The organism is Pseudomonas putida (assembly GCF_002741075.1).
Classification (GTDB): domain Bacteria; phylum Pseudomonadota; class Gammaproteobacteria; order Pseudomonadales; family Pseudomonadaceae; genus Aquipseudomonas; species Aquipseudomonas putida_T.
Genome location: NZ_CP016634.1, coordinates 2779710 through 2802374, shown reverse-complemented (window position 1 = coordinate 2802374; position 22665 = coordinate 2779710). Strand labels below are relative to the sequence as shown.

Here is a 22665-nt window from a genome sequence, read left to right as displayed (position 1 = left end):
CACATGTTCAAGCTGCCCCGTCTGTTGCCTGCCCTGCTCCTGGCCTTGTGCCTGCCCGCCCATGCCAACTGGCACCTGGATGGCGAGTCCTCGCGATTGTCTTTTGTCACCAGCAAGAATGGCGATATCTCCGAGGTGCACCGCTTCCTGGTATTCCATGGCAAGGTCGACAGTAAAGGCAATGCGCAGGTGAGCATCGAAATGGATTCGGTCAGCGGCGGCATCCCGTTGCGCGATGAGCGCATGCGTGACGAGCTGTTCGAGGTCGCCAAGTTCCCCGAGGCGCTGATACAGGCGAAGATCGATCTGCGCCCGATCAACGACCTGGCCAATGGCGCCCAGGTAGAGCTTCGCCTGCCGGTGACCGTTACCCTGCATGGGCAGTCGCACCGCTACAGCACCTTGCTCTTGGCCACCCGCCTGGACGAGCGGCGTTTCCAGGTGGTGACCCTGGAGCCGTTGATGCTGCGCGCCGAGGACTTCGACCTGTTGCCGGGCCTGGCGACCCTGCGCAAGCTTTCCGGTGTTGCTTCCATCAGCCCATCGGTGCCGGTGAGCGCGGTGCTGATCTTCTCCGCCCGCTGACATGCCGGGGCCGGTCTTCCCCTGGCGGGATGGCAACGAGTTCGAACTGCTGATCGACGGCCCCGAGTTCTTTCCGCGCATGCTTCTGGCGATCGTGCGCGCCGAATTCCAGGTGGACCTGGAGTTGTACCTGGTCGAAGCCGGCACCTGTGCCGAGGCGGTGGTCGAGGCCCTGGAGCAGGCTGCCACCCGTGGCGTGCGCGTACGTTGCCTGTTCGACGACTACGGCTCGCTGGCCTTCCCCTCGGTGTTGCGCCAGCGGCTGGAGGCGGCCGGCGTGCACATGCGCTACTACAACCGCCTACGTTGGCGACGTGGGGTTCGCAATCTCTATCGTGACCACCGCAAGCTGTTGCTGGTCGATGAGTGCTGGGCGGTGGTGGGCGGCACGGGAGTTACCGACGAATTCTGGACACCGGGCGGCGACACCAGCGAATGGCACGAAGTGATGGTGCAAATGCAAGGGCCCATCGTCACCGACTGGCAATTGCTGTTCGATCGTCAGTGGCACGCCAACAACCGTCGCACCGCCTGGCGCCCGGCCGAGGGCTTTGGCCTGCCCCGCCTGCCACGGGTGCCGGTCCAAGGGCAGGGCATGGGCCGGGTGGCCTATGCCGACGCCCGCCAGCATCAGGACATCCTCCATTCGCTGGTGCGTGCCCTCAACAGCGGCCAGCGGCGTATCTGGCTGGCCACCCCGTATTTCCTGCCGACCTTCAGCGTGCGCCGCTCCCTGCGGCGCGCGGCGCACAAGGGCATCGACGTTCGCCTGCTGCTCACCGGCCCCCGCACCGATCATCCTGCGGTGCGCTATGCCGGGCACCGTTATTACCCCCGCCTGCTGCGTGCTGGTGTGCGGATATTCGAGTACCAGCCGTGCTTCCTGCACCTGAAGATGGTGCTGGTGGATGACTGGGTCAGTGTGGGGTCGTGCAACTTCGATCATTGGAACCTGCACTTCAACCTCGAGGCCAACGTCGAAGCCCTCGACCCACCCTTGACGGCTGCGGTGCTCGCCAGCTTCGAGCGAGACTTCGCCCTCAGCCAGGAAGTCGACCTGGCGCGCTGGCATGCCCGGCCTTTCTGGCGTCGGCTGCAGCAGCGGCTGTGGGGGTGGCTCGACCGGCTGGTGGTCAACTTGCTCAATCGTCGCGACTAGACCTGTGGTGAGTACCCGTCGGCGCTGAAGCGGACTATCGTGCAGGGATTGTTCCCATGCAACGGAAGGAGTGGATGCGATGACGGCCAAGAAAATTCTCATGCTGGTGGGTGACTTCGTCGAGGACTACGAAGTGATGGTGCCGTTCCAGGCACTGAAGATGGTCGGGCATACGGTGCATGCGGTGTGCCCGGAGAAACTGGCCGGGCAGACGGTGCGCACGGCGATCCATGATTTCGAGGGGGACCAGACCTACAGCGAGAAGCCTGGGCACAATTTCGCCCTGAACTTCGACTTCGTGCAGGTGCGTGCCGAGGGGTATGACGCGTTGCTGATTCCTGGGGGCCGAGCGCCTGAGTACCTGCGCCTGGATGAGCGGGTGCTGGCGCTGGTCAAGGCCTTCGACCAGGCGGGCAAGCCGATCGCGGCGGTGTGTCACGGGGCGCAGTTGCTGGCGGCGGCTGGTGTGCTGGAGGGGCGTGAGTGCAGTGCGTATCCGGCGTGTGCGCCTGAGGTACGGTTGGCGGGGGGGCGGTTTGTGGATATCGCTTTGGACCAGGCGCATGTGGATGGGAATCTGGTGACGGCGCCTGCCTGGCCGGCGCATCCCGCCTGGTTGGCGGCGTTTTTGCGGGTGCTTGGGTGATGTTTTGGGGGCGGTGTCGGTAGTGGTGTCGGTGTCGGGGGCGGTGAGGGTGTCAGAAATTTTGCGTTCGGGCATAACATGAGTAAGAGGTGCATGTATGCCAACCAAAAAGAAACCCCTGCGTGACCTGCCCAAAATCCCAAAAGAGCTGCTGGAGCAGTTCGGCGAGGGCTTGATGACCGCAGAAGCTATCGAGGATGCCTCTGCGGCGTTCAAGAAGGCCCTGATCGAACGTGCTCTGCATGCCGAGCTTGGCCACCACTTGGGTTATCCGCCGGGCGCGCAGCGCCCAGAGGATGAAACCAACCAGCGTAACGGCAAGAGTGGCAAGACGGTTTTGACCGGGGATGGCCCGTTGCGGCTGGAAATCCCTCGCGATCGAGACGGCAGTTTTGCGCCCATTCTGATCCCCAAGCATGAGCGCCGTTACACCGGTTTCGATGACAAAATCATCGCCATGTACGCCCGTGGAATGACGGTCAGAGAGATCCGAGCCTTTCTGTCCGAGCAGTATGGAACCGACGTTTCACCCGATTTCATCAGCTCTGTAACAGACGAGGTCATGGAAGAGATTGGCGCGTGGCAACAGCGGCCACTGGAGCCGATATATCCGGTCATTTTCTTTGATGCACTGCGGGTGAAGATTCGCGAAGAAGGCCTGGTGCGCAACAAGGCCATTTACTTGGCGTTGGGCGTTCTCCCCGACGGTACGCGCGACATCTTGGGTATCTGGATCGAAAACACCGAAGGTGCGAAGTTCTGGATGAAGGTCTTTAACGATCTCAAGACGCGTGGTGTCGAGGACGTACTGATTGCCGTGACCGATGGCCTCAAAGGCATGCCAGAGGCTCTCAGCGCCGTGTTTCCAGAGACGACGCTGCAGACGTGCATCGTGCACCTGATCCGCAACAGTCTCGACTTCGCGGCCTGGGACAAGCGCCGGGCACTGGCCAAGGCGCTGAAGCCGATTTACCAGGCTATCAATGCAGAAGCGGCTGAGCAGGCATTGGATGAGTTTGAAAACGGGCCCTGGGGCAAGCAGTATCCAACGGTCGTTGCGGCCTGGAGACGCGCCTGGGATCGAGTGATTCCCTTCTTTGTCTTCCCGCCAGCCATCCGGAAAGTGATCTACACCACCAACGCCATCGAGAGTATCAATGCCCAGCTGCGCAAGATCATCAAGACCCGAGGCCATTTCCCGAACGACGACGCAGCCACCAAGCTGATCTGGCTGGGGCTGCGAAACATCACGGCGAACTGGGGCTCAGCGGCGCATGATTGGAAAAGTGCGATGAATCAATTCGCGATTTTGTACGGAGATCGGTTCATCAGGCCGACCTGGTGAAAATCAGGGCCTGCCTGACGGCAGGCCGTTACCGGCCCGCACACAAAAAATCTGACAGTCCCGGTAAAGGCGAAAAGCGCGATCAGCGCCACCACCAACATTGGATACCCACACGCTACCCCAAAAAACTCAAACCACCTGCTCAACCCAATCATTCAAGTTGTAGTAATTGGTCACCCGAGCAATCTTCCCACAGTGGATATAGAAGAATGCCCCCGCCGGCAGCACATACGTCTGCCCATTGGCCGGCGGCAGCCCTTCGTCGTCGGCCAGATACTCCCCATGGACGGTGAACTCTGCCGCTGCACGGCTCCCATCGGCATTCTGCATGACCACGATGTCCGCCAGACGCTCCCGGTAGCAGCGGTTCATCTTATCCATGAACGCCGCGAAGGCCGTCTTGCCCATCTGCCGTTCACCCTGGTTGATGTCATGAATCACATCCTCGCTGAGCAAGCCGAGAAAGGTCGGCATGTCGCCTGCGTTGAAGGCTGCGTAGTAAGCGTTCACAAGTTCGGTAGCGGTCATGGCAATGTTCCTGTCGTGTACGGGAAAGGGGATGGCTTGGGCCGGATGATAGGGTTTCCCCTCAAGCCCGGCTTAGCCGAGCGCGTCATCCACATCGACAAAACGACCGCCAAGCATGGAAATCCGCCTGTTGCACGGCGCCGCCATTGCGCCTTACATCGATGACCTCGCTCGCCTGCGCCTTACGGTGTTTCGCGAGTTTCCCTACCTTTATGACGGTACGCCGGAATACGAGGCCGACTATCTCTCCACCTACGCCCGTTCCGGGCGCAGCCTGGCGGTTTTGGCCATCGATCAGGGCAAGGTCGTAGGGGCCTCCACGGGCCTGCCCTTGAGTGACGAAACGCCTGAGTTCCAGCAACCTTTCCTGGCGCAGGGGCGTGATCCGGCCAGCGTCTACTACTTTGGTGAGTCGGTGCTATTGCCGGCCTACCGTGGCCAGGGCTTGGGCGTGCGCTTTTTCATCGAGCGCGAGTCCTATGCCCACAAGCTCGCTGAATTTGACTACTGCGCCTTCTGTGCGGTCGAACGCCCGGCCGGCCATCCCAGGAGACCGTCGGACTACAAGCCCTTGCATGGCTTCTGGCGAAATCGAGGTTTCCTGCACGAGCCTTCTTTGCGCACCACCTATGCCTGGCGTGACCTTGATGAAAAGCAGGTGTCAGCGAAGATCATGTCGTTCTGGCTCAAGGAACTGCCTCTATGATCCGCCTCGCCGCCTGTCAGTACGCCATCGAGCTGCATGAAACCTGGGAGGACTACGCCGAGCATCTCCAGGGCCTGTGCGCCGAGGCTGTCGAGGCGGGGGCGTTACTACTGCCCGAATATGCGGGGCTGGTCCTCAGTGGCCAGTTACCCCCCGAGCATCGGAGCGACCTGAAGGGCTCGATCGCGGGCATCCAGCCGCTGGTCGAACCCTGGATGGCCTTGTGTGAGGGAATTGCCCGGCGCTGGGGAGTCTATCTGCAGCCGGGCAGCCTGCCGGTGCGTGAGGCCGACGGCCGTTACCGCAACCGAGCCTGGCTGTTCGGTCCTGACGGTGTGATGGGGCACCAGGACAAACTGATCATGACGCGCTTCGAGCGCGAGCAGTGGGACATCGCTGCCGGGGAAGGGCTCAAGGTGTTCGACACCGCCTTGGGGCGGCTGGGCATCCTGATCTGTTACGACAACGAGTTTCCCTTGCTTGCCCGGCATCTGGCCGAAAGGGGGGCCGACTTGATTCTGGCCCCAAGCTGCACCGACACCGAGGCTGGCTATCACCGGGTACGCATCGGCGCCCAGGCCCGAGCACTGGAGAACCAGATCGCCGTGCTACAAAGCTCCACGGTGGGCATGGCGTCTTGGTCGCCGGCGCTTGACGAGAATATCGGCCGTGCAGGGCTGTTCGTGCCGCCGGATCATGGCATGCCAGGAGATGGGGTGATCGCACAGAGCAATGAGTTGTGCCCTGCAACCAGCCAGTGGTTGATGTGCGAGGTGGATTTGCAGCAGGTGAGGCGGGTGAGGCAGGAAGGGCAGGTGTTTACCCGCAGGGACTGGCCAGAGCAGTTCGACAGAATTGGATAGAACAGCTGCGGCCCCCTCGCGGGTAAGCCCACTCACTCAAGAACACCACTGTTTTCAGGTTCAGTGGGTTCCCTGTGGGAGCGGGTTTACCCGCGAAGCGGACGTCGCTGCTACATCAGCCTTACTTCACTTCGACCGCCAGGCTCTGGGCGATCTTGCTCTGCCACAGGGCGGGACCGGTGATGTGCACCGACTCACCGTTGCTGTCCACCGCGACGGTGACCGGCATGTCCTTGACCTCGAACTCGTAGATCGCTTCCATGCCCAGCTCGGCGAAGGCCAGGACCTGGGATTTGCGGATCGCCTGGGCCACCAGGTAGGCAGCGCCACCGACGGCCATCAGGTACACCGCTTTGTTGTCCTTGATCGCTTCGATGGCGGTCGGACCACGCTCGGATTTGCCGATCATGCCCAGCAGACCGGTCTGTTCGAGGATCTGGCGGGTGAACTTGTCCATGCGGGTCGCAGTGGTCGGGCCGGCAGGGCCTACCACTTCGTCACCGACCGGATCGACTGGGCCGACGTAGTAGATGAAGCGGCCTTTGAGGTCCACTGGCAGCTCTTCGCCGCGGTTGAGCATCTCGACCATGCGCTTGTGCGCAGCGTCGCGGCCGGTGAGCATCTTGCCGTTGAGCAGCAGGGTCTCGCCCGGCTTCCAGCTGGCGACTTCTTCCGGGGTGATCGCGTCGAGGTTGACGCGACGGGCGCTTGGGCCTGCTTCCCAGACGATTTCTGGGTAGGCGTCCAGCGACGGAGCTTCCAGCTCGGCCGGGCCGGAGCCGTCGAGCACGAAGTGGGCGTGACGGGTGGCGGCGCAGTTCGGGATCATGCAGACCGGCAGCGAGGCGGCGTGGGTCGGGTAGTCCATGATCTTGACGTCGAGCACGGTGGTCAGGCCGCCCAGGCCCTGGGCGCCGATGCCCAGCTGGTTGACCTTCTCGAACAGCTCCAGGCGCAGTTCCTCGATGCGGTTCTGCGGGCCACGGGCTTTGAGTTCGTGGATGTCGATGGACTCCATCAACACTTCCTTGGCCATGACCGCGGCTTTCTCGGCAGTGCCGCCGATGCCGATACCCAGCATGCCAGGCGGGCACCAGCCAGCGCCCATGGTCGGAACGGTCTTCAGGACCCAGTCGACGATCGAGTCGGATGGGTTGAGCATGGCCATCTTCGACTTGTTCTCCGAGCCGCCGCCCTTGGCTGCGACGTCGACCTCGACCTTGTCGCCGGGAACGATGGAGTAGTGGATGACGGCCGGGGTGTTGTCCTTGGTGTTCTTGCGGGCACCGGCGGGGTCAGCCAGGATCGAGGCGCGCAGGACGTTTTCAGGCAGGTTGTAGGCGCGACGCACACCCTCGTTGATCATGTCGTCGACGCTCAGGGTGGCGCCGTCCCAGCGTACGTCCATGCCCACGCGCACGAACACGGTGACGATACCGGTGTCCTGGCAGATCGGACGGTGGCCGGTGGCGCACATGCGCGAGTTGATCAGGATCTGGGCGATGGAGTCGCGCGCAGCGGGCGACTCTTCACGCAGATACGCCTCGTGCATCGCCTGGATGAAATCGACGGGGTGGTAGTACGAGATGAATTGCAGGGCGTCGGCAACGCTCTGAATCAGGTCGTCTTGCTTGATCACGGTCATGCAGCGCGCTCCTCTTAAAGACGGGAACATTCAAAAAGGCTCTTCCGACACAGCCGACCAGCGCGTCGAAACACCTTGCAAGGCGCGCCGGCAGGCAGTGGCCGACGCAAAAGGGCGCGGCAGTATAGCGCGCATCGGTGCCCGGCACACCTGCGCGTGGCCTGGACCAAGGTCGGCAGCGTGCGGGCATCCTTTTTGCTCAATTGCCGGCCAGGCCCTAGAGTGGGCGCAGTGATGTGTGGAGACGTCTCGATCATGCCCGAACTTCGCGTCGGTGAGCAGCGCTGGACCGTGCCGGTCGCCAGCAACCTGCTCGACGCCCTCAACGAGGCCGGCTATGCCGTGCCCTACAGCTGCCGCGCCGGCAGCTGCCACGCTTGCCTGGTGCATTGCCTGGAAGGGCAACCCGAGGATGCCATGCCCGAGGCGTTGGACCGCGAGCGACGCGAGCAGGGCTGGCGTCTGGCTTGCCAGTGTCAGGTGAGCGGCGATCTGCGGGTTGCGGTCTTCGATCCGTTGAGCGATGGCCTGCCCGCGCGGGTCCGCGAGCTGGACTGGTTCGGTGATGTGTTGCGCTTGCGTCTTGAGCCCGAGCGGCCTCTGCGCTATCAGGCAGGCCAGCATCTGGTGCTGTGGCTGCAGGGGGTCGCACGGCCTTATTCGCTGGCCAGCCTGCCAGGCGAGGACGCGTTTCTGGAATTTCACCTGGACTGCCGCCTGTCGGGCACCTTTTGCGGCAAGGCCAGGCAGCTGGCCGTTGGGGATGAGCTGCGCTTGGGCGAGCTCAGGGGCGCAGCCTTGCATTACGACGCGGACTGGCAGGAGCGGCCGCTGTGGCTGCTCGCGGCGGGGACGGGGCTGGGGCCGTTATGGGGCATCCTGCGCGAGGCGTTGCGTCAGGGGCATCAGGGGGCGATCAAGGTGTTGCATGTGGCGCGTGATGACGAGGGGCATTACCTGGCCGAGGGGCTGCAGGCATTGGCGAGCCGTTATCCACAGGTAAAGGTGCAACAGGTGGTGGCGGATCGGGTAGAGGAGGCGTTGGCGGGGTTGCGTCCGGCGTCGCGACAGACCGTCGCGCTGCTGTGCGGCGCACCGGGGAGCGTGGAGCGGTTCGCGCGGTGGCTGTTCATAGCCGGGGTGCCGAGGAACCAGGTGTTTGCCGACGTGTTCACCGAGCACGCGTGAGTGAACAAGAGGAGGGCGTTGCCCTCCTGTTGCGACACAAGGTCGCTCCCACTGGTACAGCCGTGGGAGCCTGCGATGGGCCGCGCAGGGGCCCTAGGGTCTGAAGACATCAGACCAGCGGATCACCCACGTGCAGGATCTTCATGCCGTTGGTGCCACCGATGGTGTGGTAGCTGTCGCCCTTGGTCAGGATCACCCAGTCACCCTGTTGCACCAGGCCGCGCTTGAGCAGTTCGTCGACCGCTGCCTGGCTGACCTTTTCGGCCGGCAGCGAGGCCGGGTCGAAGGCGATCGGGTAGACGCCGCGGAACAGCGACGCACGGGCCTGGGTCGCGCGGTGCGGCGACATGGCGTAGATCGGTACGTGCGAACGCAGGCGCGACATGATCAGCGGGGTGTAGCCGCTCTCGGTCAGCGCAATGATCGCCTTGACGCCCGGGAAGTGGTTGGCGGTGTACATCGCGGCCAGGGCGATGCTCTCGTCGCAGCGCTCGAAGGTGGTGTGCAGGCGATGGCTGGACTTCTGGCTGGTCGGGTGCTTCTCGGCGCCCTGGCAGACACGAGCCATGGCCTGGACCGCTTCGATCGGGTAGGCGCCGGCGGCGCTCTCGGCGGAGAGCATCACCGCGTCGGTGTTGTCCAGTACGGCGTTGGCCACGTCGGATACTTCGGCGCGGGTCGGCATCGGGTTCTGGATCATCGACTCCATCATCTGGGTCGCGACGATCACCGCCTTGTTGTTGCGGCGAGCGTGCTGGATGATCTTCTTCTGGATGGCGATCAGCTCGGCGTCGCCGATTTCCACGCCCAGGTCACCACGGGCGACCATCACCGCGTCGGAGGCGGCGATCAGGCTGTCCAGGGTCTCGTCGTCGGCGACGGCCTCGGCGCGCTCGATCTTGGCCACCAGCCAGGCGGTGCCGCCGGCTTCGTCGCGCAGCTTGCGGGCGTATTCCATGTCGCTGGCGTCACGCGGGAAGGAGACGGCCAGGTAGTCCAGGTCCATTTCCGCGGCTAGCTTGATGTCGGCCTTGTCTTTTTCGGTCAGGGCCGGGGCGGTCAGGCCGCCACCTTTGCGGTTGATGCCTTTGTGGTCGGACAGCGGGCCACCGATGATCACCACGCAGTGCAGGGCATCGGCGGTGGCGGTCTCGACGCGCATGACCACGCGGCCGTCGTCGAGCAGCAGCTCGTCGCCGACGCCGCAGTCCTTGACCAGGTCGGGGTAGTCGATACCGACGATGTCCTGGTTGCCTTCGGTCAGCGGGTGGGCGGTGGAGAAGGTGAACTTGTCACCGATCTTCAATTCGATGCGCTTGTTGCTGAATTTGGCGATGCGGATCTTGGGACCCTGCAGGTCGCCCAGCAGTGCGACGTGGCGGCCATTCTTGGCGGCGATGTCGCGGATCAGGCGGGCGCGGGCCTTGTGCTCGTCTGGAGTGCCGTGGGAGAAGTTCAGGCGTGCCACGTCCAGGCCGGCGAGGATCAGTTGTTCGATCACTTCCGGTGAATTGCTGGCGGGGCCAAGGGTGGCGACGATTTTGGTACGGCGGATGGTCATGCACAGACTCCTATAGTGAAGCGCAGCGAAAGGCTACTCCTGAATATCGCTGTAGTCATTGTTCCGTTGCACTACCTCACCGCGTGTCAGGGTGGCGTTTGAACGGTCGAGGTATGCTTGCACATACGTGTGAAGATTTGCCGCGCCAGGCCGATACACTGTCCATCAAAGGAGATCCCCCATGCGAGCCCTGATCGTTTTAGCCGTCGCGGCCAGTGTCGTCGGCTGCACCCGCTGGTCGATGGACCATCACCTGAACAACGCCTACCGCGCCTACGACCGGGGCGACTGCCAGCGCGTGATGCTGGAGCTGTCGGAGGTGGACCGAACCAGCCGTGCGCGCCCGTTCATCCATCCAGAAGTTTCGATGTTGCGTGGCCAGTGCCTGGAGCGCCAGAAGCTCTACATGGACGCGGCCCAGACCTATCAGTACCTGATCCAGCGTTATCCACAGAACGAGTACGCCTATCGCGCCAAGGCGCGCCTGCAGACCCTCGAGCAGCTTGGGCATCTACGGGGCGAGTCGGCGGTAGCCTCGCCTGCGGGTGGTACACCTTGGCGTTAACACCAAGGTGTTCTTGATTTCATGGGAATGCCGAGTCGCGCTGAGCTAATCTGTTGACAAGATGTAACGTTCACCGCCAGTACCTTGTCTTCCTGGCATCAGGTACGGATCGCACCACGCCATGTTTATCCAACGCCATATAGAACGCCACCAGTTGCCTTGTGTCCTCAAGGTCTACAACCGGTTCACCGACCAGCAGATCGGCTACCTGGGCAATGCCTCGGAAGACGGCATGATGTTGATCAGCCATCTGCCGGTGCTGGTGGGGCCGGATTTCGAATTGCAACTGCGCCTGCCGGTGGCCGGTGGCGGGGTGCAGTTCATCAATCTCACTGCCAGTTGCCTGTGGTGCCGTGAAGATCAGACACCCGGTCACTATGACGCCGGCTTCATGCTGTTGCAGCCGCCGCGGGAGTACGACGACTTCGTCCGAGCGCTGCGCAATTACTTCAGCTTTCGCCCCATCAACGCCTCCGCCTGAGCCTTCGGCAACGCGCTGCATCGAAATCGAGGGTGCGAACCGGCCTGTCAGGTCGCTAGACTCTGGTCGATCTTGTTACAGGACGACCCCGTGAGCTCCAGCATCTTCTGGCACGACTACGAAACCACCGGCATCAATCCACGCTGCGACCGCCCGCTGCAGGTCGCAGGCGTGCGCACAGACCTTGAACTCAACGAGATCGAGGCGCCCATCAGCCTTTATTGCCGCCCCAGCGACGATATCCTGCCGCATCCTGCCGCCTGTCTGGTCACCGGTATCACACCTGGGCAACTGGCTCGCGATGGCCTGTGCGAAGCTGAATTCATGACCCGGGTCCACGCACAACTGGCCCGTCCCGGCACCTGTGGTGCGGGCTACAACACCCTGCGCTTCGATGACGAAGTCACTCGCTACAGCCTCTATCGCAATTTTTTCGACCCCTACGCCCGTGAATGGCAGGGGGGCAACAGCCGCTGGGACCTGATCGACGTGGTGCGCACCGCCTATGCCTTGCGCCCGGAGGGCATCGTCTGGCCGCAGCAGGATGGCCGCACCAGTCTGCGCCTGGAACTGCTGAGCAAGGCCAACGGCATCGACCATGGCCACGCCCACGAGGCGCTTTCCGACGTACGGGCCACGATCGCCCTGGCTCGCCTGATTCGCCAGAAACAACCCAAGTTATATGACTGGTTGTTCCAGTTGCGCAGCAAGCACAAGGTAATGGAGCAGATTCGTCTTTTGCAGCCGCTGGTACATGTATCCGGCCGTTTCTCTGCAGAGCGTAATTATCTGGGTGTGGTATTGCCATTGGCCTGGCACCCGCGTAATCGGAATGCGCTGATTGTGTGCGACCTGCACCTGGATACCTTGCCGCTATTGCAAGAGACCACAGAAACATTGCGACAACGTTTGTATACCCGGCGTGACGAATTACCTGATGGACAATTGCCCGTTCCGCTGAAGTTGGTGCACATCAATCGTTGCCCGGTCGTGGCGCCCTTGTCGGTATTGCGCCCTGTCGATCAGCAGCGGCTGGGTCTGGATATGTCGCAGTTGCAACGCCGTGGGGAACAATTGGCCGAGCAACAGTCTGTTTGGCAGGAAAAGCTCGAGGGTATTTACAGCAGTGATGAGTTCGCGCCCAGCGAGGATCCTGAACAACAGTTGTATGACGGTTTTCTGGGGGACCGGGATCGTCGGCTGTGCGAACAGGTACGCACCCTCGAACCTGCGCAATTGGGGCAGGGGCACTGGATGTTCGACGACCCCAGAATGTCGGAGCTTTTATTCCGTTACCGGGCAAGAAACTTCGCCGAGACCTTGAATGCCGAGGAGCGGCAACGCTGGTTCTCGTTCTGCCAGCAACGGTTGAGTGACCCGCGGCTGGGTGCGCCCAACACGCTGGGTGATTTCGAGCAGGCTTGCCAGAGCGCCCTGGCGACGGCGGACGCTGCTGGAAGAGGTGTATTGGAGGCCTGGCAGGCCCATGTCCAGCGGTTGAAAACGCAGTATCAACGCTAGGCTTTGTACGAAAAGCCTTGATACTCGGTGATGCTGCGTTGAAAACAGCCTCGGAATGCTCATTTACAACCCGTAAAGTCGAGCGCGACTCCGACCGTTCCTCGGCTGTTTTCGCCTTGCCTGACCTTCGTCTCAAGACTTTTCATACAGACCCGGGGAGCCCAATAAAAAACGCCGGCAATGTGCCGGCGTTTTTTATTGGGCGTGCAAGAGGCAGCCTGGGGTCAATCAGTCCAGCAGGGTTGCCCAACCTTCAACCACGTCGCCACCCCATTTGGCTTTCCATTCTTTCAGGGTTTTGTGGTTGCCGCCTTTGGTTTCGATCACTTCGCCATTGTGCGGATTCTTGTATTGCTTGACCTTGCGAGCACGCTTGGTGCCAGTGGTCTTGGTCGCACCGCGTGGTGCTTTGCTCAGTTTGGATTCTGGATCCAGCAGGGCGATCACGTCACGCAGGGATTTGGAGTATTCGCCCATCAGAGCGCGCAGTTTGCCTTCGAACTCCAGTTCCTTCTTCAGTTTGTCATCTTGGGACAGGTTGGCCAGGCGGGCCTGAAGTTCTTTGATGGCTTCTTCGGTAGCGCGGTATTCGTTGATCAGGGACATGGAGTGGTCCTTAGTGCAATGTTCAAGAGAAACAGTTCGGGCCAATAATAGACAGGCGATACTCTCAAGTAAACAATTAAAAAGGCAATAAACTGTTAATTGACGTGGGGCACTACAGGCATTTGGTTAAGAAAAATTTACATATCGTCTGACAAATTCATCATTTCCTACGTGAGCGGCTCAATTGGCACCTTTGCCCCTCGCGCATCGCGTGTGTGTACTGTAGCGGTGGCAATCATTACTGCGTTTTTCCTGGCAGGCCGCTAGAATGTGCGCCTTTGCGAAGATTCCGGAGTCTCCTTCATGCGCACCTATCGACTGGTGATTGCCTGCCCCGACCGTGTCGGCATCGTGGCAAAAGTCAGTAATTTCCTGGCCCTGTACAACGGCTGGATCAACGAAGCCAGCCACCACTCCGATGAGCAGAGCGGTTGGTTCTTCATGCGCCATGAGATCCGCGCCGAATCCCTGCCATTTGGTATCGAAGCGTTCCGCGAGGCGTTCGCGCCGATCGCCGAAGAGTTCTCCATGACCTGGCGGATCACCGACTCGGCCCAGAAGAAACGTGTGGTGCTGATGGCCAGCCGCGAATCCCACTGCCTGGCCGACCTGCTGCACCGCTGGCACACCGACGAGCTCGATTGCGACATCCCCTGCGTCATCTCCAACCACAACGACCTGCGCAGCATGGTCGAGTGGCACGGCATCCCGTTCTTCCATGTACCGGTCGATCCGAAGGACAAGCAACCGGCCTTTGCCGAGGTCTCGCGTTTGGTTCAGGAACACGGAGCCGACGTGGTGGTGCTGGCGCGGTACATGCAGATCCTGCCGCCGCAGCTGTGCCAGGAATACGCCGAGAAGGTCATCAACATCCACCACAGCTTCTTGCCTTCGTTCGTCGGTGCCAAGCCCTACCACCAGGCGGCGTTGCGCGGCGTGAAGCTGATCGGCGCGACCTGCCACTATGTCACCGAAGAGCTGGACGCCGGTCCGATCATCGAACAGGACGTGGTGCGTGTCACCCACGCCGACAGCATCGAAGACATGGTGCGTTTCGGTCGTGACGTGGAGAAGATGGTCCTGGCCCGCGGCCTGCGCTATCACTTGGAAGATCGCGTCCTGGTGCATGGCAACAAGACCGTGGTGTTCGACTAAGGACAACGGCGAAGCGATGGCCGGCCCCCGCGACAAGGCCGCGGCCCAGATGCCGCCGACCGTGGGTGAGGGTTGCCTCGCCCGCTTCGATCTCCAGGCCCTGGGCGACGAAGTCGGCACTCCCTTTCCGGGTGCGGCCGAGCTTTGGCGTCAGCTCAACCCGCCTGACGACGCCAGCGCTCCAGCAACGGACGCGCCAGCAGACAGACGAACACTGGGCCCCCGGCGATCAGATAGAAGTAGTAGGTGACCGCGCGCCAGATCAGGATCGCCGCGGCCGCCGTCGAGCTGCCCACCAGCGGGGCCAGCAGGCTCGCCGAGGTCAACTCGGCGGCCCCGGCGCCGCCTGGCAGCAGGCTGAACTGCCCGGCGCTGAGCGACAGGATCTGCACCAGAAAGCTCGGGATCCACGAAAGCTCCACTCCCAGCCCCCGCAGAACCAGGTACAGCACGCTGTAGCGCAGGCTCCAGTGCACGCAGGTCAAACTGAAAACCAGTAGCAGGATGCGCTTGGGCAAGCGCCAGGTGTCTGTCAGGGCATGGACGAAACGCAACAGTTTGCGCGCCCAGCGCCATCTGCGCCGCCTCGGCACGCCCAACCGGTGTAGCAGCCGGCCATTCAGGCGCATCACCGTGCGTCGGTAGCGCAGCAACGCGAGAATACCCACCAGTGCCGAACACAGCAGCAGGGCACTGCCCAGCAGCATGCCCTGCTGGGTGTGCCCCAGGCTGTGGAACAAGGCATAGCCCGTAATCGCCAGCATCGCGCAGAAGAAGAACACCAGGTCGTTCAGTTGATCCATGGCGAACACCGCGCCGCTGCGCGCAGGGCCGATGCGTTCGCGCGCCAGCAGAGCCATCAGGGTCAGTGGCCCACCACTGCCTCCCGGCGTGGTGCAGATGGCGAATTCGGTGGCCATGACCACACCAAGGCTGCGTACCCGACCGAGCCGGGCACCTTGCTGGCCAAGCAACAGACGCAGGCGCACGGCATTGATGATCCAACACAGCAGGATCATGCCCAACAGCACCACCATCAGGCCCGGAGCGAAGGCGCGCAGGCGCGTCAGCAGATCGCTGCCACCGAGCAAGGTGGGCACCAGCAAGGCCAGCAACAGCGCCAAGCCCAGCCAGCCCAGCCGGTTCATGGCTGAACCTGTCGCGCCAGCCAGGCGGATTTGGTCAACGGTTGGCGGCCTTGCGCCAGCAGCGTTTGCAGAGTCTGCAGCCAGTAATCGCGAGCGACACGGTGGCGCATGTCCACAGGATGCAGGCCCAGGCGCAAGGTGGGGGCGGTGCGCCAGCGAAGGCCTTGCCAATCGCAGATCATCCGCGAAAGCCCCCGTCGCCAGGCACTTCGGGCGCTCCACACCAGGCCGGGGGCCTGGATTGCGGTGAACTCCGGCAGGCGATAGAGGTGTTGGGGCGTGCTGGTGTAGCGCAGCGGCAACCGACGCAAGGCCTGGCGCGTGCCTTCGCTCATCAACCAGGCTGGAGCGACGAAGCCGGCGACGGGCCAGCCGTGGCGGTCGAACACCTCCAGGCCAGCCTCCAGGCGCAGCAAGGCATCGGCCTCGTCTAGTCCATAGAATTCGCCTTCATAGGTGTAGATCCTGCGCATGAAGAATTCGCGGGCGCTGCGCGGCGGTGGCCCGTCGTCAGCATGGAAGTAACCGTGCAGGGCCAGTTCGTCGCCTTGGGCCAAGCGTCGCTCGAGCAGGCGACAGAAGGTCGGTGAGCAGGACAGGGGGTTGCGGCGGTGGAAGTCCGGCACTACCAGCCATGTCATGGGCACGCTGCCCAGACGGTCCACGGCCTGGACGAACGGCTGGTAATCCGGCCAGGTTTCGGGCGCGACGTCGTGCAGCACCAGCATCAGGCTGCGCGGCGCGGCATCAACCTCAACCATGGGCGCGTACCTGCGGTTGGTGGCCGAGGACCGCCTGGTAGTGCTCCAGCAGGCCGTCGACCACGTGGTCCCAGGCATAGTGCTGTTCGACGTGACGACGCGCCTGGGTGCCCAGCTGACGTACACCGGCCTCGAAGATTTCGCGCACAGCGGTTGCCATGGCGTGGGCATCGTTGGGCGTGCACAGGCGTCCACAGCGTTCATCGATGATCTCGCTGAAGGCGCCCGCACGTACGGCCACCACCGGCAGCGCACTGGCCATGGCCTCGAGGATGATCAGGCCGAAGGTTTCCTGATCGCCAGCATGTACCAGCAGGTCGGCACTGGCGAACAGGCGAGCGACTTCTTGAGGTGGGCAGAAATGGTCGATGACGCTGACGTTGTCCGGCACGTTGGCAGGCATGTTCGAGCCAACCAGCAGCAAATGATAGTGGCGGCCCAGGCGCGTCATGCAGTTGAGCAGCACTGGCAGGTTTTTCTCCCGCGAGCCGCGTCCGGCGAATACCAGCAGGCGGGTGGTGTCGGGGATTCCGAGCTCGGCGCGCAGGCCTGGATCGCGGTGTTCGGGATTGAAGGTACACAGGTCGACCCCCAGGCGCTGTACATGCACGTCCTTGACGCCTAGCCGACACAGCTTGTCGGCCATCACCTGGCTGGGGGCCAACACCCGGTCGAAGTTTCCATACAGTTTGCTGACATACGCCTCGACGTTAGGCGTGAACCAGTTGCCCATGCGGTTGCTCACCAGCAGCGGCAGGTCGGAGTGGTAGAAGCCGATCACCGGCACATCGAGCTTGCGCCGCGCCTCGAGGGCGGCCCAGGCCGTGAGGTAGGGATCGCCGACTTCGATCAGGTCCGGTTGCAGGCGCCGAAGCACATTGCACCAAGGGGTCAGGCGCACCGGAAAGCGGTAGCCGTTGCCAAAAGGCAGGGGCGGTGCCGGCACCTGATAGATGCCGTCGGCATCGGTGGCACTGGCGCCGGGGATCAAGAGGCTGTGACGCACGCCATGCCTGGCGTCGAGTCGGCGATGTTTGGCATCAAGATAGGTACGTACGCCGCCACTGGCCGGGGCGTAGAACATGGTGATGTCAGCGATGTGCACGATCAGCATCCCTCCAGGATCGTCTTCGGGTCCGTCATCGGGCTGCGATGAGCAGGCGATGACGCGCCTAAAGGTTGACCTTATTGAAGGATAGTTTGTTCGATCGGAGGGAGGTAGCGGTCAGCGTCCAGCTTCAAGCGGCAAGAGTCAGCGGCGCCCTGGCCGGCTTTTCTTGCTGCTTGAAGCTTGCCGCTGAAGCACTAGATGCGGAAGCTGCCGACCAGATGCTTGAGGCGGGTGGCTTGCTGTTCCAGGTCCGAGCAGGCGCGCAGGGTGGCCTGCAGGTTCTCGACGCCTTCCTGGTTGAGCATGTTGATTTCGTTGATGTCCATGTTGATCGAGTCGACCACGGCAGTCTGTTCCTCGGTGGCTGTAGCTACCGACTGGTTCATGCCGTCGATCTCGCCGATACGCACGGTCACGCTGTCCAGGCGCTCGCCGGCCTGGTTGGCGATTTCCACGCTGTCCTGGCTGTGGCGCTGGCTCTGGCCCATGGTCTCGACCGATTCACGGGCGCCAACCTGCAGCTCCTCGATCATGTTCTGCACTTGCTGCGCCGATTCCTGGGTGCGGTGGGCGAGGTTGCGCACTTCGTCGGCGACCACGGCGAAGCCGCGGCCAGCCTCGCCGGCACGGGCAGCTTCGATCGCCGCGTTGAGCGCTAGCAGGTTGGTCTGCTGGGAGATGCTGGTGATCACCTCGAGGATCTGGCCGATGTTGACGGTCTTGTTGTTGAGCGTCTCGATGTGGGCGCTGGAGGTGACGATCAGGTCGGACAGGCGATTCATCGCCTCGATGTTGCGCTCTACCACCTGCTGGCCTTCTTCGGCCAGCAGGCGCGCCGAGGTGGCGTGCTGGGAGGCCTGGGCCGCATTGCCGGCGATCTCCTGGGCGGCGGCGCCCAGCTCGTTGATGGCAGCGGCGACGCTGTTGGTGCGGTTGGCCTGCTCGTCGGAGTTGGTCATCGACGAGTTGGAGGCGCTGATTACGCGCAGGGCCACTTCGTTGACTTGCTCGGTGGCCGAGGACACTTCGCGGATCGAGCCGTGGATACGCTCGACGAAGCGGTTGAAGGCTGTGCCGAGGATGCCGAACTCATCGTGTTGGTGGATCTGCAGGCGCTTGGTCAGGTCGCCTTCACCCTCGGCGATGTCCTCCATGGCGCGGGTCATGGTGTGCAATGGCTGCATCAGCACGCGGATCAACAAGCCCAGCAGGGCAATGATGATGACCACCGCCACGATCGTCGCGATCACCGCCGAGGTACGGAAGGTGCTGAGCATGGCGAAGGCTTTGTCTTTATCCACCGACAGACCGATGTACCAGTTGGCCGAAGGCAGCCCCTTGATCGGGGTGAAGGTCAGCAAACGTGCCTTGCCGTCGGACTCGACTTCGGTCAGCTCGCCGGAAAGCTTGGGTGTTTGCTCTGGGAACAGGTCCGACAGGGATTTCATCACCAGGTCCTTGTCCGGGTGCACCAGGATCTTGCCTTGGTCATTGACCAGGAAGGCATAGCCTATGCCGCCGAAGTCCAGCGAATTGATGATGTCCACAAGGCCATCGAGGGCCAGGTCGCCACCGACCACGCCGACGCTGCTCGAGACCTTGCTGAGGATGCCGATGACCATCTTGTTGGTGGTCAGGTCTATGTAGGGTTCGGTCAGCATGGCGCCACTGGCGTTCATGCCGTCCTTGTACCAGGGACGCACGCGAGGGTCGTAGCCATCGGGCATCTTGGAGTCGGGGCGCACGCTGAAGCCGCCGTCGACCTTGCCCAGGTAAACGGTGAGGAAGCTCGACAGCAGGGCCTGTTGGCCCATGAAGGTTTCGGCATTGGCCGGATTCTGTGCGATGTTCTGCGACAGGTTTTCCACCAGTTTGATTCGGCCATCGAACAGGTTGCGAATGTTGGTCGAGGTGGACTCGCCCATTTCAGCCAGATAACTCTCCAGATCGGTGCGAATCGCATTACGCTGGAGATAGTCGTTATAAAGGGTGAACAGGCTGAAGGCGAGTATCACGATCAAAGACGCCGCCAAGAGAATCTTGTGGCTGAAACGTAGGCTTTTGTTCATGGCGTGGTCCGCTAAGGTTTTTATCGGGTCGTTCGCACGAAGGCAGCTTGAAAACAGTGCAACAATCGCCGGAGGTCCTTTTCGGGATGTTCCTGTCTTTCAGGGTGAGTATCACCACGGGGTATCGGCCGTTAGGCAGCAAAGCTTGAATAGAGGATGAGAGAAGATGTCGGATACTTCGCAAATAGTTGTAGGGGCGGGGCCTGATGGCCAGCCAGTGAGCCAAGCCATGCGCCTGGCCAACCGCCACGGGCTGGTTGCCGGTGCCACAGGGACGGGCAAGACCGTGACCCTGCAACGCCTGGCCGAGGTCTTCAGCGATGCGGGTGTTGCGGTGTTCGCCGCCGATGTGAAGGGCGACCTGTGTGGCCTGGGGGCGGCGGGTGCCCCCCAGGGCAAGGTGGCCGAACGTATAGCCGGGATGCCGTGGCTAGAGCATCACCCCCAGGCTTATCCCGTGACCTTGTGGGATATCGCGGGAGAATCAGGTCATCCTTTGCGAACGACACTCAGCGAAATGGGGCCTCTATTGCTGGGCAACTTGCTGGAACTGACCGACAGCCAGCAGGCAGCGTTGTACGCGGCCTTCAAGGTGGCCGACCGCGAAGGGCTGTTGCTGCTGGACCTCAAAGACCTCAAGGCGTTGCTTGGACACTTGAAGGACAACCCGCAATTGCTGGGTGAGGACAGTGCGCTGATGACCACCGGCTCTACCCAGGCCCTGCTGCGTCGCCTGGCGACCCTGGAGCAGCAGGGCGCTGAGGCGCTGTTCGGCGAGCCGGCCTTGCAACTTGAGGATCTGTTACGCCCGGACCGCGACGGGCGAGGGCGTATCCACTTGCTCGACGCCAGCCGGCTGGTGCATGAGGCGCCGAAGGTCTATGCCACCTTCCTTTTGTGGTTGCTGGCCGAGCTGTTCGAGCAGTTACCCGAGCGCGGCGATGCCGACAAACCGGTGCTCGCGCTGTTCTTCGATGAGGCGCATCTGTTGTTCAACGGCACTCCCAAAGCCTTGCAGGACCGCCTCGAGCAGGTGGTGCGGCTGATCCGCTCCAAAGGCGTAGGGGTGTATTTCGTCACACAGTCGCCAGGGGATTTGCCCGATGCGGTGTTGGCGCAGTTGGGTTTGCGTATCCAGCATGGGCTGCGTGCATTCACCGCCAAGGAACAAAAGTCGCTTAGGGCCGTGGCTGACGGTTTCCGCCCCAATCCTGCGTTCGATGCACTTGCTGTGTTGACTGAGTTGGGTATCGGCGAGGCGCTGGTGGGTACCCTGCAGGATAAGGGCACGCCGGAAATGGTCCAGCGGGTACTGGTCGCGCCGCCGCAGTCGCGCATCGGACCATTGACCGAGGCCGAGCGCAGGGCGCTGGTTGCAGCTTCGCCATTGGCGGGGCGCTATGACAAACCGATCGACCGTGAGTCAGCCTACGAGATGTTGACCGCTCGTAAGGGGGAGCCGGTGGAGCCCGCGCCGCAGCCCAAGGCCGATGAAGAAAGCTTTGCCGACAAGGCCGGAGAGTTTTTGCAGAGCGCTGCGGGGCAGGCGATCAAATCGGCGGTGCGCCAGGCGGCCAATCAGTTGGGGCGCCAGTTGGTGCGTGGGCTGATGGGTTCGCTGCTGGGCGGCAAGCGACGCTAGTCAGTAACGGGGCACGGAGAAACGGAAATACATGAAAAAGGCGCCCGAAGGCGCCTTTTTCATTACAGCTGTCCCGTCCTGAATAAGGTTTACACCTCCCATCCCGAATTTCCGGAGAGTCAGATGGAGCAAGGTGTAAAGCGCACACAGCGAGATTACTCACTGTCTTTTAAATTGGCGGTGGTTGATCAGATTGAAAAAGGCGAGATGACCTACGGCCAGGCCCAGGAACGGTATGGCATCCAGGGTCGATCGACGGTTCTGGTATGGTTGCGTAAGCACGGTCGGCAGGATTGGAGCCAAGGGGCATCGATCCGAGCCGAGAGGAGCTGCGCGATGTCTGACCCCAAACCGCTCACTCCAGAGCAGCGGATCAAAGAGCTTGAGCAGCAGCTTGAGCTGATGAGCCAGAAGGCCCAGTTCTTCGAGACGGTCGTCGATGTTCTGAAAAATGACTATGGTGTTTCGGTCGTAAAAAAGCGATCCGGCAAGTCCTCTCGCAAGGTCAAGTCGCAGGACTGAGCATTGCCAGGGCTTGTCAGTTTCTAGGCATCAGTCGACAGGCTTACTACAAACGCAACCGAGCCGCTGATGGCAAAGAGCGCCAGGCAGACCGGGTGGTTAAGTTTGTTCAGCAAGTCCGGATGCGCCAGCCTCGTCTGGGTACACGCAAGCTGCACTATCTGCTGCATTGCCAGCCTGACAGACGACTCCAGATCGGCCGAGATAGGCTGTTCCAAGTCTTGGGAGAGCGCCGTTTGCTCGTACTGCCTAAGCGGGCCTACCACAAGACAACACAAAGCTTTCATCGCTTCTACCGCCACCCCAACTTACTCAAGCCCGGGCCAAGCCAGATTGTTCCGACAAGGCCGGAACATGTCTGGGTGGCCGACATTACTTACCTGCCCGCACGTAACGGCCCGCTATACCTGAGCCTGATAACGGATGCGTACTCCAGGAAAATCGTTGGCCACCACGTCCATGAGAGCCTGCATGCCGAGTCAGTGGCGCAAGCTTTCAAGCAGGCACTACGAAAGCGACGTCGTCGCCAGCCATTAGTCCACCATTCGGATCGAGGCATCCAATATTGCTCGGCGCTATACCAGTCACTGCATCAACGGCACGGCGTTCAGTGCTCCATGACTGATGGGTATGACTGCTACCAGAACGCGCTGGCCGAGCGAATCAACGGAATCCTCAAGATGGAGCTGCTGTTGAGTAGCCCTGCAGATTTGGAGCAAGCGAGACAGATGGTTGACGAGGCAGTGCAGATCTACAACACAGAACGGCCTCATATGGCCCTGAAAAACAAAACGCCCGATGCTGTGCATCGGGCGTTTTGAGGCCTGTCGGCCTACCTGAACAGGTGTAAACCTATTT

General features: G+C 61.9%; 21 protein-coding genes and 1 pseudogene. 13 read left to right on the top strand and 9 right to left on the bottom strand.

What is annotated here, in order from left to right:
• Nucleotides 1-3 precede the first annotated feature (3 nt).
• From IEC33019_RS13030 to IEC33019_RS13015, 4 genes are all read left to right on the top strand, one after another.
• Entirely contained in the window at nucleotides 4-585 is a 582-nt protein-coding gene (locus IEC33019_RS13030; protein WP_070092392.1) for a YceI family protein, read from the top strand.
• Between the two features lies 1 nt (nucleotide 586).
• The gene (locus IEC33019_RS13025; protein WP_070092393.1) at nucleotides 587-1744 is read left to right on the top strand and encodes a phospholipase D-like domain-containing protein; all 1158 of its coding nucleotides are present in this window, start codon (nucleotides 587-589) and stop codon (nucleotides 1742-1744) included.
• Between the two features lie 79 nt (nucleotides 1745-1823).
• Complete coding sequence (locus IEC33019_RS13020; protein ID WP_070092394.1) at nucleotides 1824-2390, top strand: DJ-1/PfpI family protein; 567 nt, start codon at nucleotides 1824-1826, stop codon at nucleotides 2388-2390.
• 97 nt (nucleotides 2391-2487) lie between these two features.
• Entirely contained in the window at nucleotides 2488-3735 is a 1248-nt protein-coding gene (locus IEC33019_RS13015; protein WP_099593616.1) for an IS256 family transposase, read from the top strand.
• A gap of 129 nt (nucleotides 3736-3864) precedes the next feature.
• On the opposite strand, the gene IEC33019_RS13010 is transcribed toward IEC33019_RS13015, so the two are convergent.
• On the bottom strand, nucleotides 3865-4263 hold the full coding sequence (locus tag IEC33019_RS13010) for a nuclear transport factor 2 family protein (RefSeq protein ID WP_070094657.1): 399 nt from the start codon (nucleotides 4261-4263) through the stop codon (nucleotides 3865-3867).
• Between the two features lie 115 nt (nucleotides 4264-4378).
• Here IEC33019_RS13010 and IEC33019_RS13005 point away from each other — a divergent pair, with 115 nt between their 5' ends.
• Nucleotides 4379-4969: a GNAT family acetyltransferase gene (locus IEC33019_RS13005; protein ID WP_070094656.1), complete on the top strand. Its 591-nt coding sequence runs from the start codon at nucleotides 4379-4381 to the stop codon at nucleotides 4967-4969.
• Nucleotides 4966-5832 carry a carbon-nitrogen hydrolase family protein gene (locus IEC33019_RS13000; protein ID WP_099593614.1) on the top strand — a complete coding sequence of 289 codons (867 nt, stop codon included), beginning with the start codon at nucleotides 4966-4968 and terminating at the stop codon, nucleotides 5830-5832. The genes IEC33019_RS13005 and IEC33019_RS13000 overlap by 4 nt, the downstream gene beginning before the upstream one ends.
• A 121-nt stretch (nucleotides 5833-5953) precedes the next feature.
• Here IEC33019_RS13000 and IEC33019_RS12995 read toward each other — a convergent pair whose 3' ends face one another.
• On the bottom strand, nucleotides 5954-7477 hold the full coding sequence (locus tag IEC33019_RS12995) for a fumarate hydratase (protein ID WP_070094654.1): 1524 nt from the start codon (nucleotides 7475-7477) through the stop codon (nucleotides 5954-5956).
• 255 nt (nucleotides 7478-7732) lie between these two features.
• On the opposite strand from IEC33019_RS12995, the gene IEC33019_RS12990 reads away from it, so the two are divergent.
• Entirely contained in the window at nucleotides 7733-8665 is a 933-nt protein-coding gene (locus tag IEC33019_RS12990) for an iron-sulfur-binding ferredoxin reductase (protein ID WP_070094653.1), read from the top strand.
• Nucleotides 8666-8774: 109 nt separating this feature from the next.
• Here IEC33019_RS12990 and pyk read toward each other — a convergent pair whose 3' ends face one another.
• Nucleotides 8775-10226, bottom strand: coding sequence for a pyruvate kinase (gene pyk / locus IEC33019_RS12985; RefSeq protein WP_070094652.1), 1452 nt, complete (start codon nucleotides 10224-10226; stop codon nucleotides 8775-8777).
• A gap of 181 nt (nucleotides 10227-10407) precedes the next feature.
• On the opposite strand from pyk, the gene IEC33019_RS12980 reads away from it, so the two are divergent.
• The 3 genes from IEC33019_RS12980 to sbcB all read left to right on the top strand — a co-directional run bounded on the left by IEC33019_RS12980 (nucleotide 10408) and on the right by sbcB (nucleotide 12793).
• Nucleotides 10408-10791 (top strand): hypothetical protein, encoded by a 384-nt coding sequence (locus IEC33019_RS12980; protein ID WP_070094651.1) that lies wholly within the window; start codon nucleotides 10408-10410, stop codon nucleotides 10789-10791.
• Nucleotides 10792-10912: 121 nt separating this feature from the next.
• Nucleotides 10913-11272 (top strand): PilZ domain-containing protein, encoded by a 360-nt coding sequence (locus IEC33019_RS12975; RefSeq protein WP_070094650.1) that lies wholly within the window; start codon nucleotides 10913-10915, stop codon nucleotides 11270-11272.
• 90 nt (nucleotides 11273-11362) lie between these two features.
• On the top strand, nucleotides 11363-12793 hold the full coding sequence (gene sbcB, locus IEC33019_RS12970) for an exodeoxyribonuclease I (protein ID WP_070094649.1): 1431 nt from the start codon (nucleotides 11363-11365) through the stop codon (nucleotides 12791-12793).
• 228 nt (nucleotides 12794-13021) lie between these two features.
• On the opposite strand, the gene mvaT is transcribed toward sbcB, so the two are convergent.
• Nucleotides 13022-13399: a histone-like nucleoid-structuring protein MvaT gene (gene mvaT / locus IEC33019_RS12965; RefSeq protein ID WP_070094648.1), complete on the bottom strand. Its 378-nt coding sequence runs from the start codon at nucleotides 13397-13399 to the stop codon at nucleotides 13022-13024.
• 303 nt (nucleotides 13400-13702) lie between these two features.
• Here mvaT and purU point away from each other — a divergent pair, with 303 nt between their 5' ends.
• A complete protein-coding gene (gene purU / locus IEC33019_RS12960; protein ID WP_070094647.1) occupies nucleotides 13703-14554 on the top strand; it encodes a formyltetrahydrofolate deformylase in 852 nt (283 codons plus the stop codon).
• A 155-nt stretch (nucleotides 14555-14709) separates the two neighbouring features.
• On the opposite strand, the gene IEC33019_RS12950 is transcribed toward purU, so the two are convergent.
• From IEC33019_RS12950 to IEC33019_RS28190, 5 genes and pseudogenes are all read right to left on the bottom strand, one after another.
• On the bottom strand, nucleotides 14710-15702 hold the full coding sequence (locus IEC33019_RS12950; protein ID WP_070094646.1) for a lysylphosphatidylglycerol synthase transmembrane domain-containing protein: 993 nt from the start codon (nucleotides 15700-15702) through the stop codon (nucleotides 14710-14712).
• Nucleotides 15699-16463: a DUF2334 domain-containing protein gene (locus IEC33019_RS12945; protein WP_070094645.1), complete on the bottom strand. Its 765-nt coding sequence runs from the start codon at nucleotides 16461-16463 to the stop codon at nucleotides 15699-15701. The genes IEC33019_RS12950 and IEC33019_RS12945 overlap by 4 nt, the downstream gene beginning before the upstream one ends.
• Complete coding sequence (locus IEC33019_RS12940; RefSeq protein WP_070094644.1) at nucleotides 16456-17577, bottom strand: glycosyltransferase family 4 protein; 1122 nt, start codon at nucleotides 17575-17577, stop codon at nucleotides 16456-16458. The genes IEC33019_RS12945 and IEC33019_RS12940 overlap by 8 nt, the downstream gene beginning before the upstream one ends.
• 191 nt (nucleotides 17578-17768) lie before the next feature.
• Entirely contained in the window at nucleotides 17769-18533 is a 765-nt protein-coding gene (locus tag IEC33019_RS28195; protein WP_372340684.1) for a methyl-accepting chemotaxis protein, read from the bottom strand.
• A 93-nt stretch (nucleotides 18534-18626) separates the two neighbouring features.
• A pseudogene (locus tag IEC33019_RS28190) lies at nucleotides 18627-19499 on the bottom strand (cache domain-containing protein); the annotation flags it as partial.
• Between the two features lie 310 nt (nucleotides 19500-19809).
• On the opposite strand from IEC33019_RS28190, the gene IEC33019_RS12930 reads away from it, so the two are divergent.
• Together IEC33019_RS12930 and IEC33019_RS12925 are read left to right on the top strand one after the other, a co-directional pair.
• Nucleotides 19810-21285, top strand: coding sequence for a helicase HerA-like domain-containing protein (locus IEC33019_RS12930; RefSeq protein WP_070094642.1), 1476 nt, complete (start codon nucleotides 19810-19812; stop codon nucleotides 21283-21285).
• A 123-nt stretch (nucleotides 21286-21408) separates the two neighbouring features.
• Nucleotides 21409-22628 (top strand): IS3 family transposase gene (locus tag IEC33019_RS12925; protein ID WP_099593083.1). Its coding sequence is split into 2 segments (ribosomal slippage): nucleotides 21409-21757 and nucleotides 21757-22628, totalling 1221 coding nucleotides; the frame shifts between segments, so codons are not numbered across the junction.
• The last annotated feature ends 37 nt before the right edge of the window (nucleotides 22629-22665 follow it).

Coding starts and splice junctions, on each gene's coding strand:
- IEC33019_RS13030 (WP_070092392.1), top strand. CDS start 4: ATGTTCAAGCTGCCCCGTCTGTTGCCTGCCCTGCTCCTGGCCTTGTGC.
- IEC33019_RS13025 (WP_070092393.1), top strand. CDS start 587: ATGCCGGGGCCGGTCTTCCCCTGGCGGGATGGCAACGAGTTCGAACTG.
- IEC33019_RS13020 (WP_070092394.1), top strand. CDS start 1,824: ATGACGGCCAAGAAAATTCTCATGCTGGTGGGTGACTTCGTCGAGGAC.
- IEC33019_RS13015 (WP_099593616.1), top strand. CDS start 2,488: ATGCCAACCAAAAAGAAACCCCTGCGTGACCTGCCCAAAATCCCAAAA.
- IEC33019_RS13010 (WP_070094657.1), bottom strand. CDS start 4,263: ATGACCGCTACCGAACTTGTGAACGCTTACTACGCAGCCTTCAACGCA.
- IEC33019_RS13005 (WP_070094656.1), top strand. CDS start 4,379: ATGGAAATCCGCCTGTTGCACGGCGCCGCCATTGCGCCTTACATCGAT.
- IEC33019_RS13000 (WP_099593614.1), top strand. CDS start 4,966: ATGATCCGCCTCGCCGCCTGTCAGTACGCCATCGAGCTGCATGAAACC.
- IEC33019_RS12995 (WP_070094654.1), bottom strand. CDS start 7,477: ATGACCGTGATCAAGCAAGACGACCTGATTCAGAGCGTTGCCGACGCC.
- IEC33019_RS12990 (WP_070094653.1), top strand. CDS start 7,733: ATGCCCGAACTTCGCGTCGGTGAGCAGCGCTGGACCGTGCCGGTCGCC.
- pyk (WP_070094652.1), bottom strand. CDS start 10,226: ATGACCATCCGCCGTACCAAAATCGTCGCCACCCTTGGCCCCGCCAGC.
- IEC33019_RS12980 (WP_070094651.1), top strand. CDS start 10,408: ATGCGAGCCCTGATCGTTTTAGCCGTCGCGGCCAGTGTCGTCGGCTGC.
- IEC33019_RS12975 (WP_070094650.1), top strand. CDS start 10,913: ATGTTTATCCAACGCCATATAGAACGCCACCAGTTGCCTTGTGTCCTC.
- mvaT (WP_070094648.1), bottom strand. CDS start 13,399: ATGTCCCTGATCAACGAATACCGCGCTACCGAAGAAGCCATCAAAGAA.
- purU (WP_070094647.1), top strand. CDS start 13,703: ATGCGCACCTATCGACTGGTGATTGCCTGCCCCGACCGTGTCGGCATC.
- IEC33019_RS12950 (WP_070094646.1), bottom strand. CDS start 15,702: ATGAACCGGCTGGGCTGGCTGGGCTTGGCGCTGTTGCTGGCCTTGCTG.
- IEC33019_RS12945 (WP_070094645.1), bottom strand. CDS start 16,463: ATGGTTGAGGTTGATGCCGCGCCGCGCAGCCTGATGCTGGTGCTGCAC.
- IEC33019_RS12940 (WP_070094644.1), bottom strand. CDS start 17,577: ATGCTGATCGTGCACATCGCTGACATCACCATGTTCTACGCCCCGGCC.
- IEC33019_RS28195 (WP_372340684.1), bottom strand. CDS start 18,533: ATGACCAACTCCGACGAGCAGGCCAACCGCACCAACAGCGTCGCCGCT.
- IEC33019_RS12930 (WP_070094642.1), top strand. CDS start 19,810: ATGTCGGATACTTCGCAAATAGTTGTAGGGGCGGGGCCTGATGGCCAG.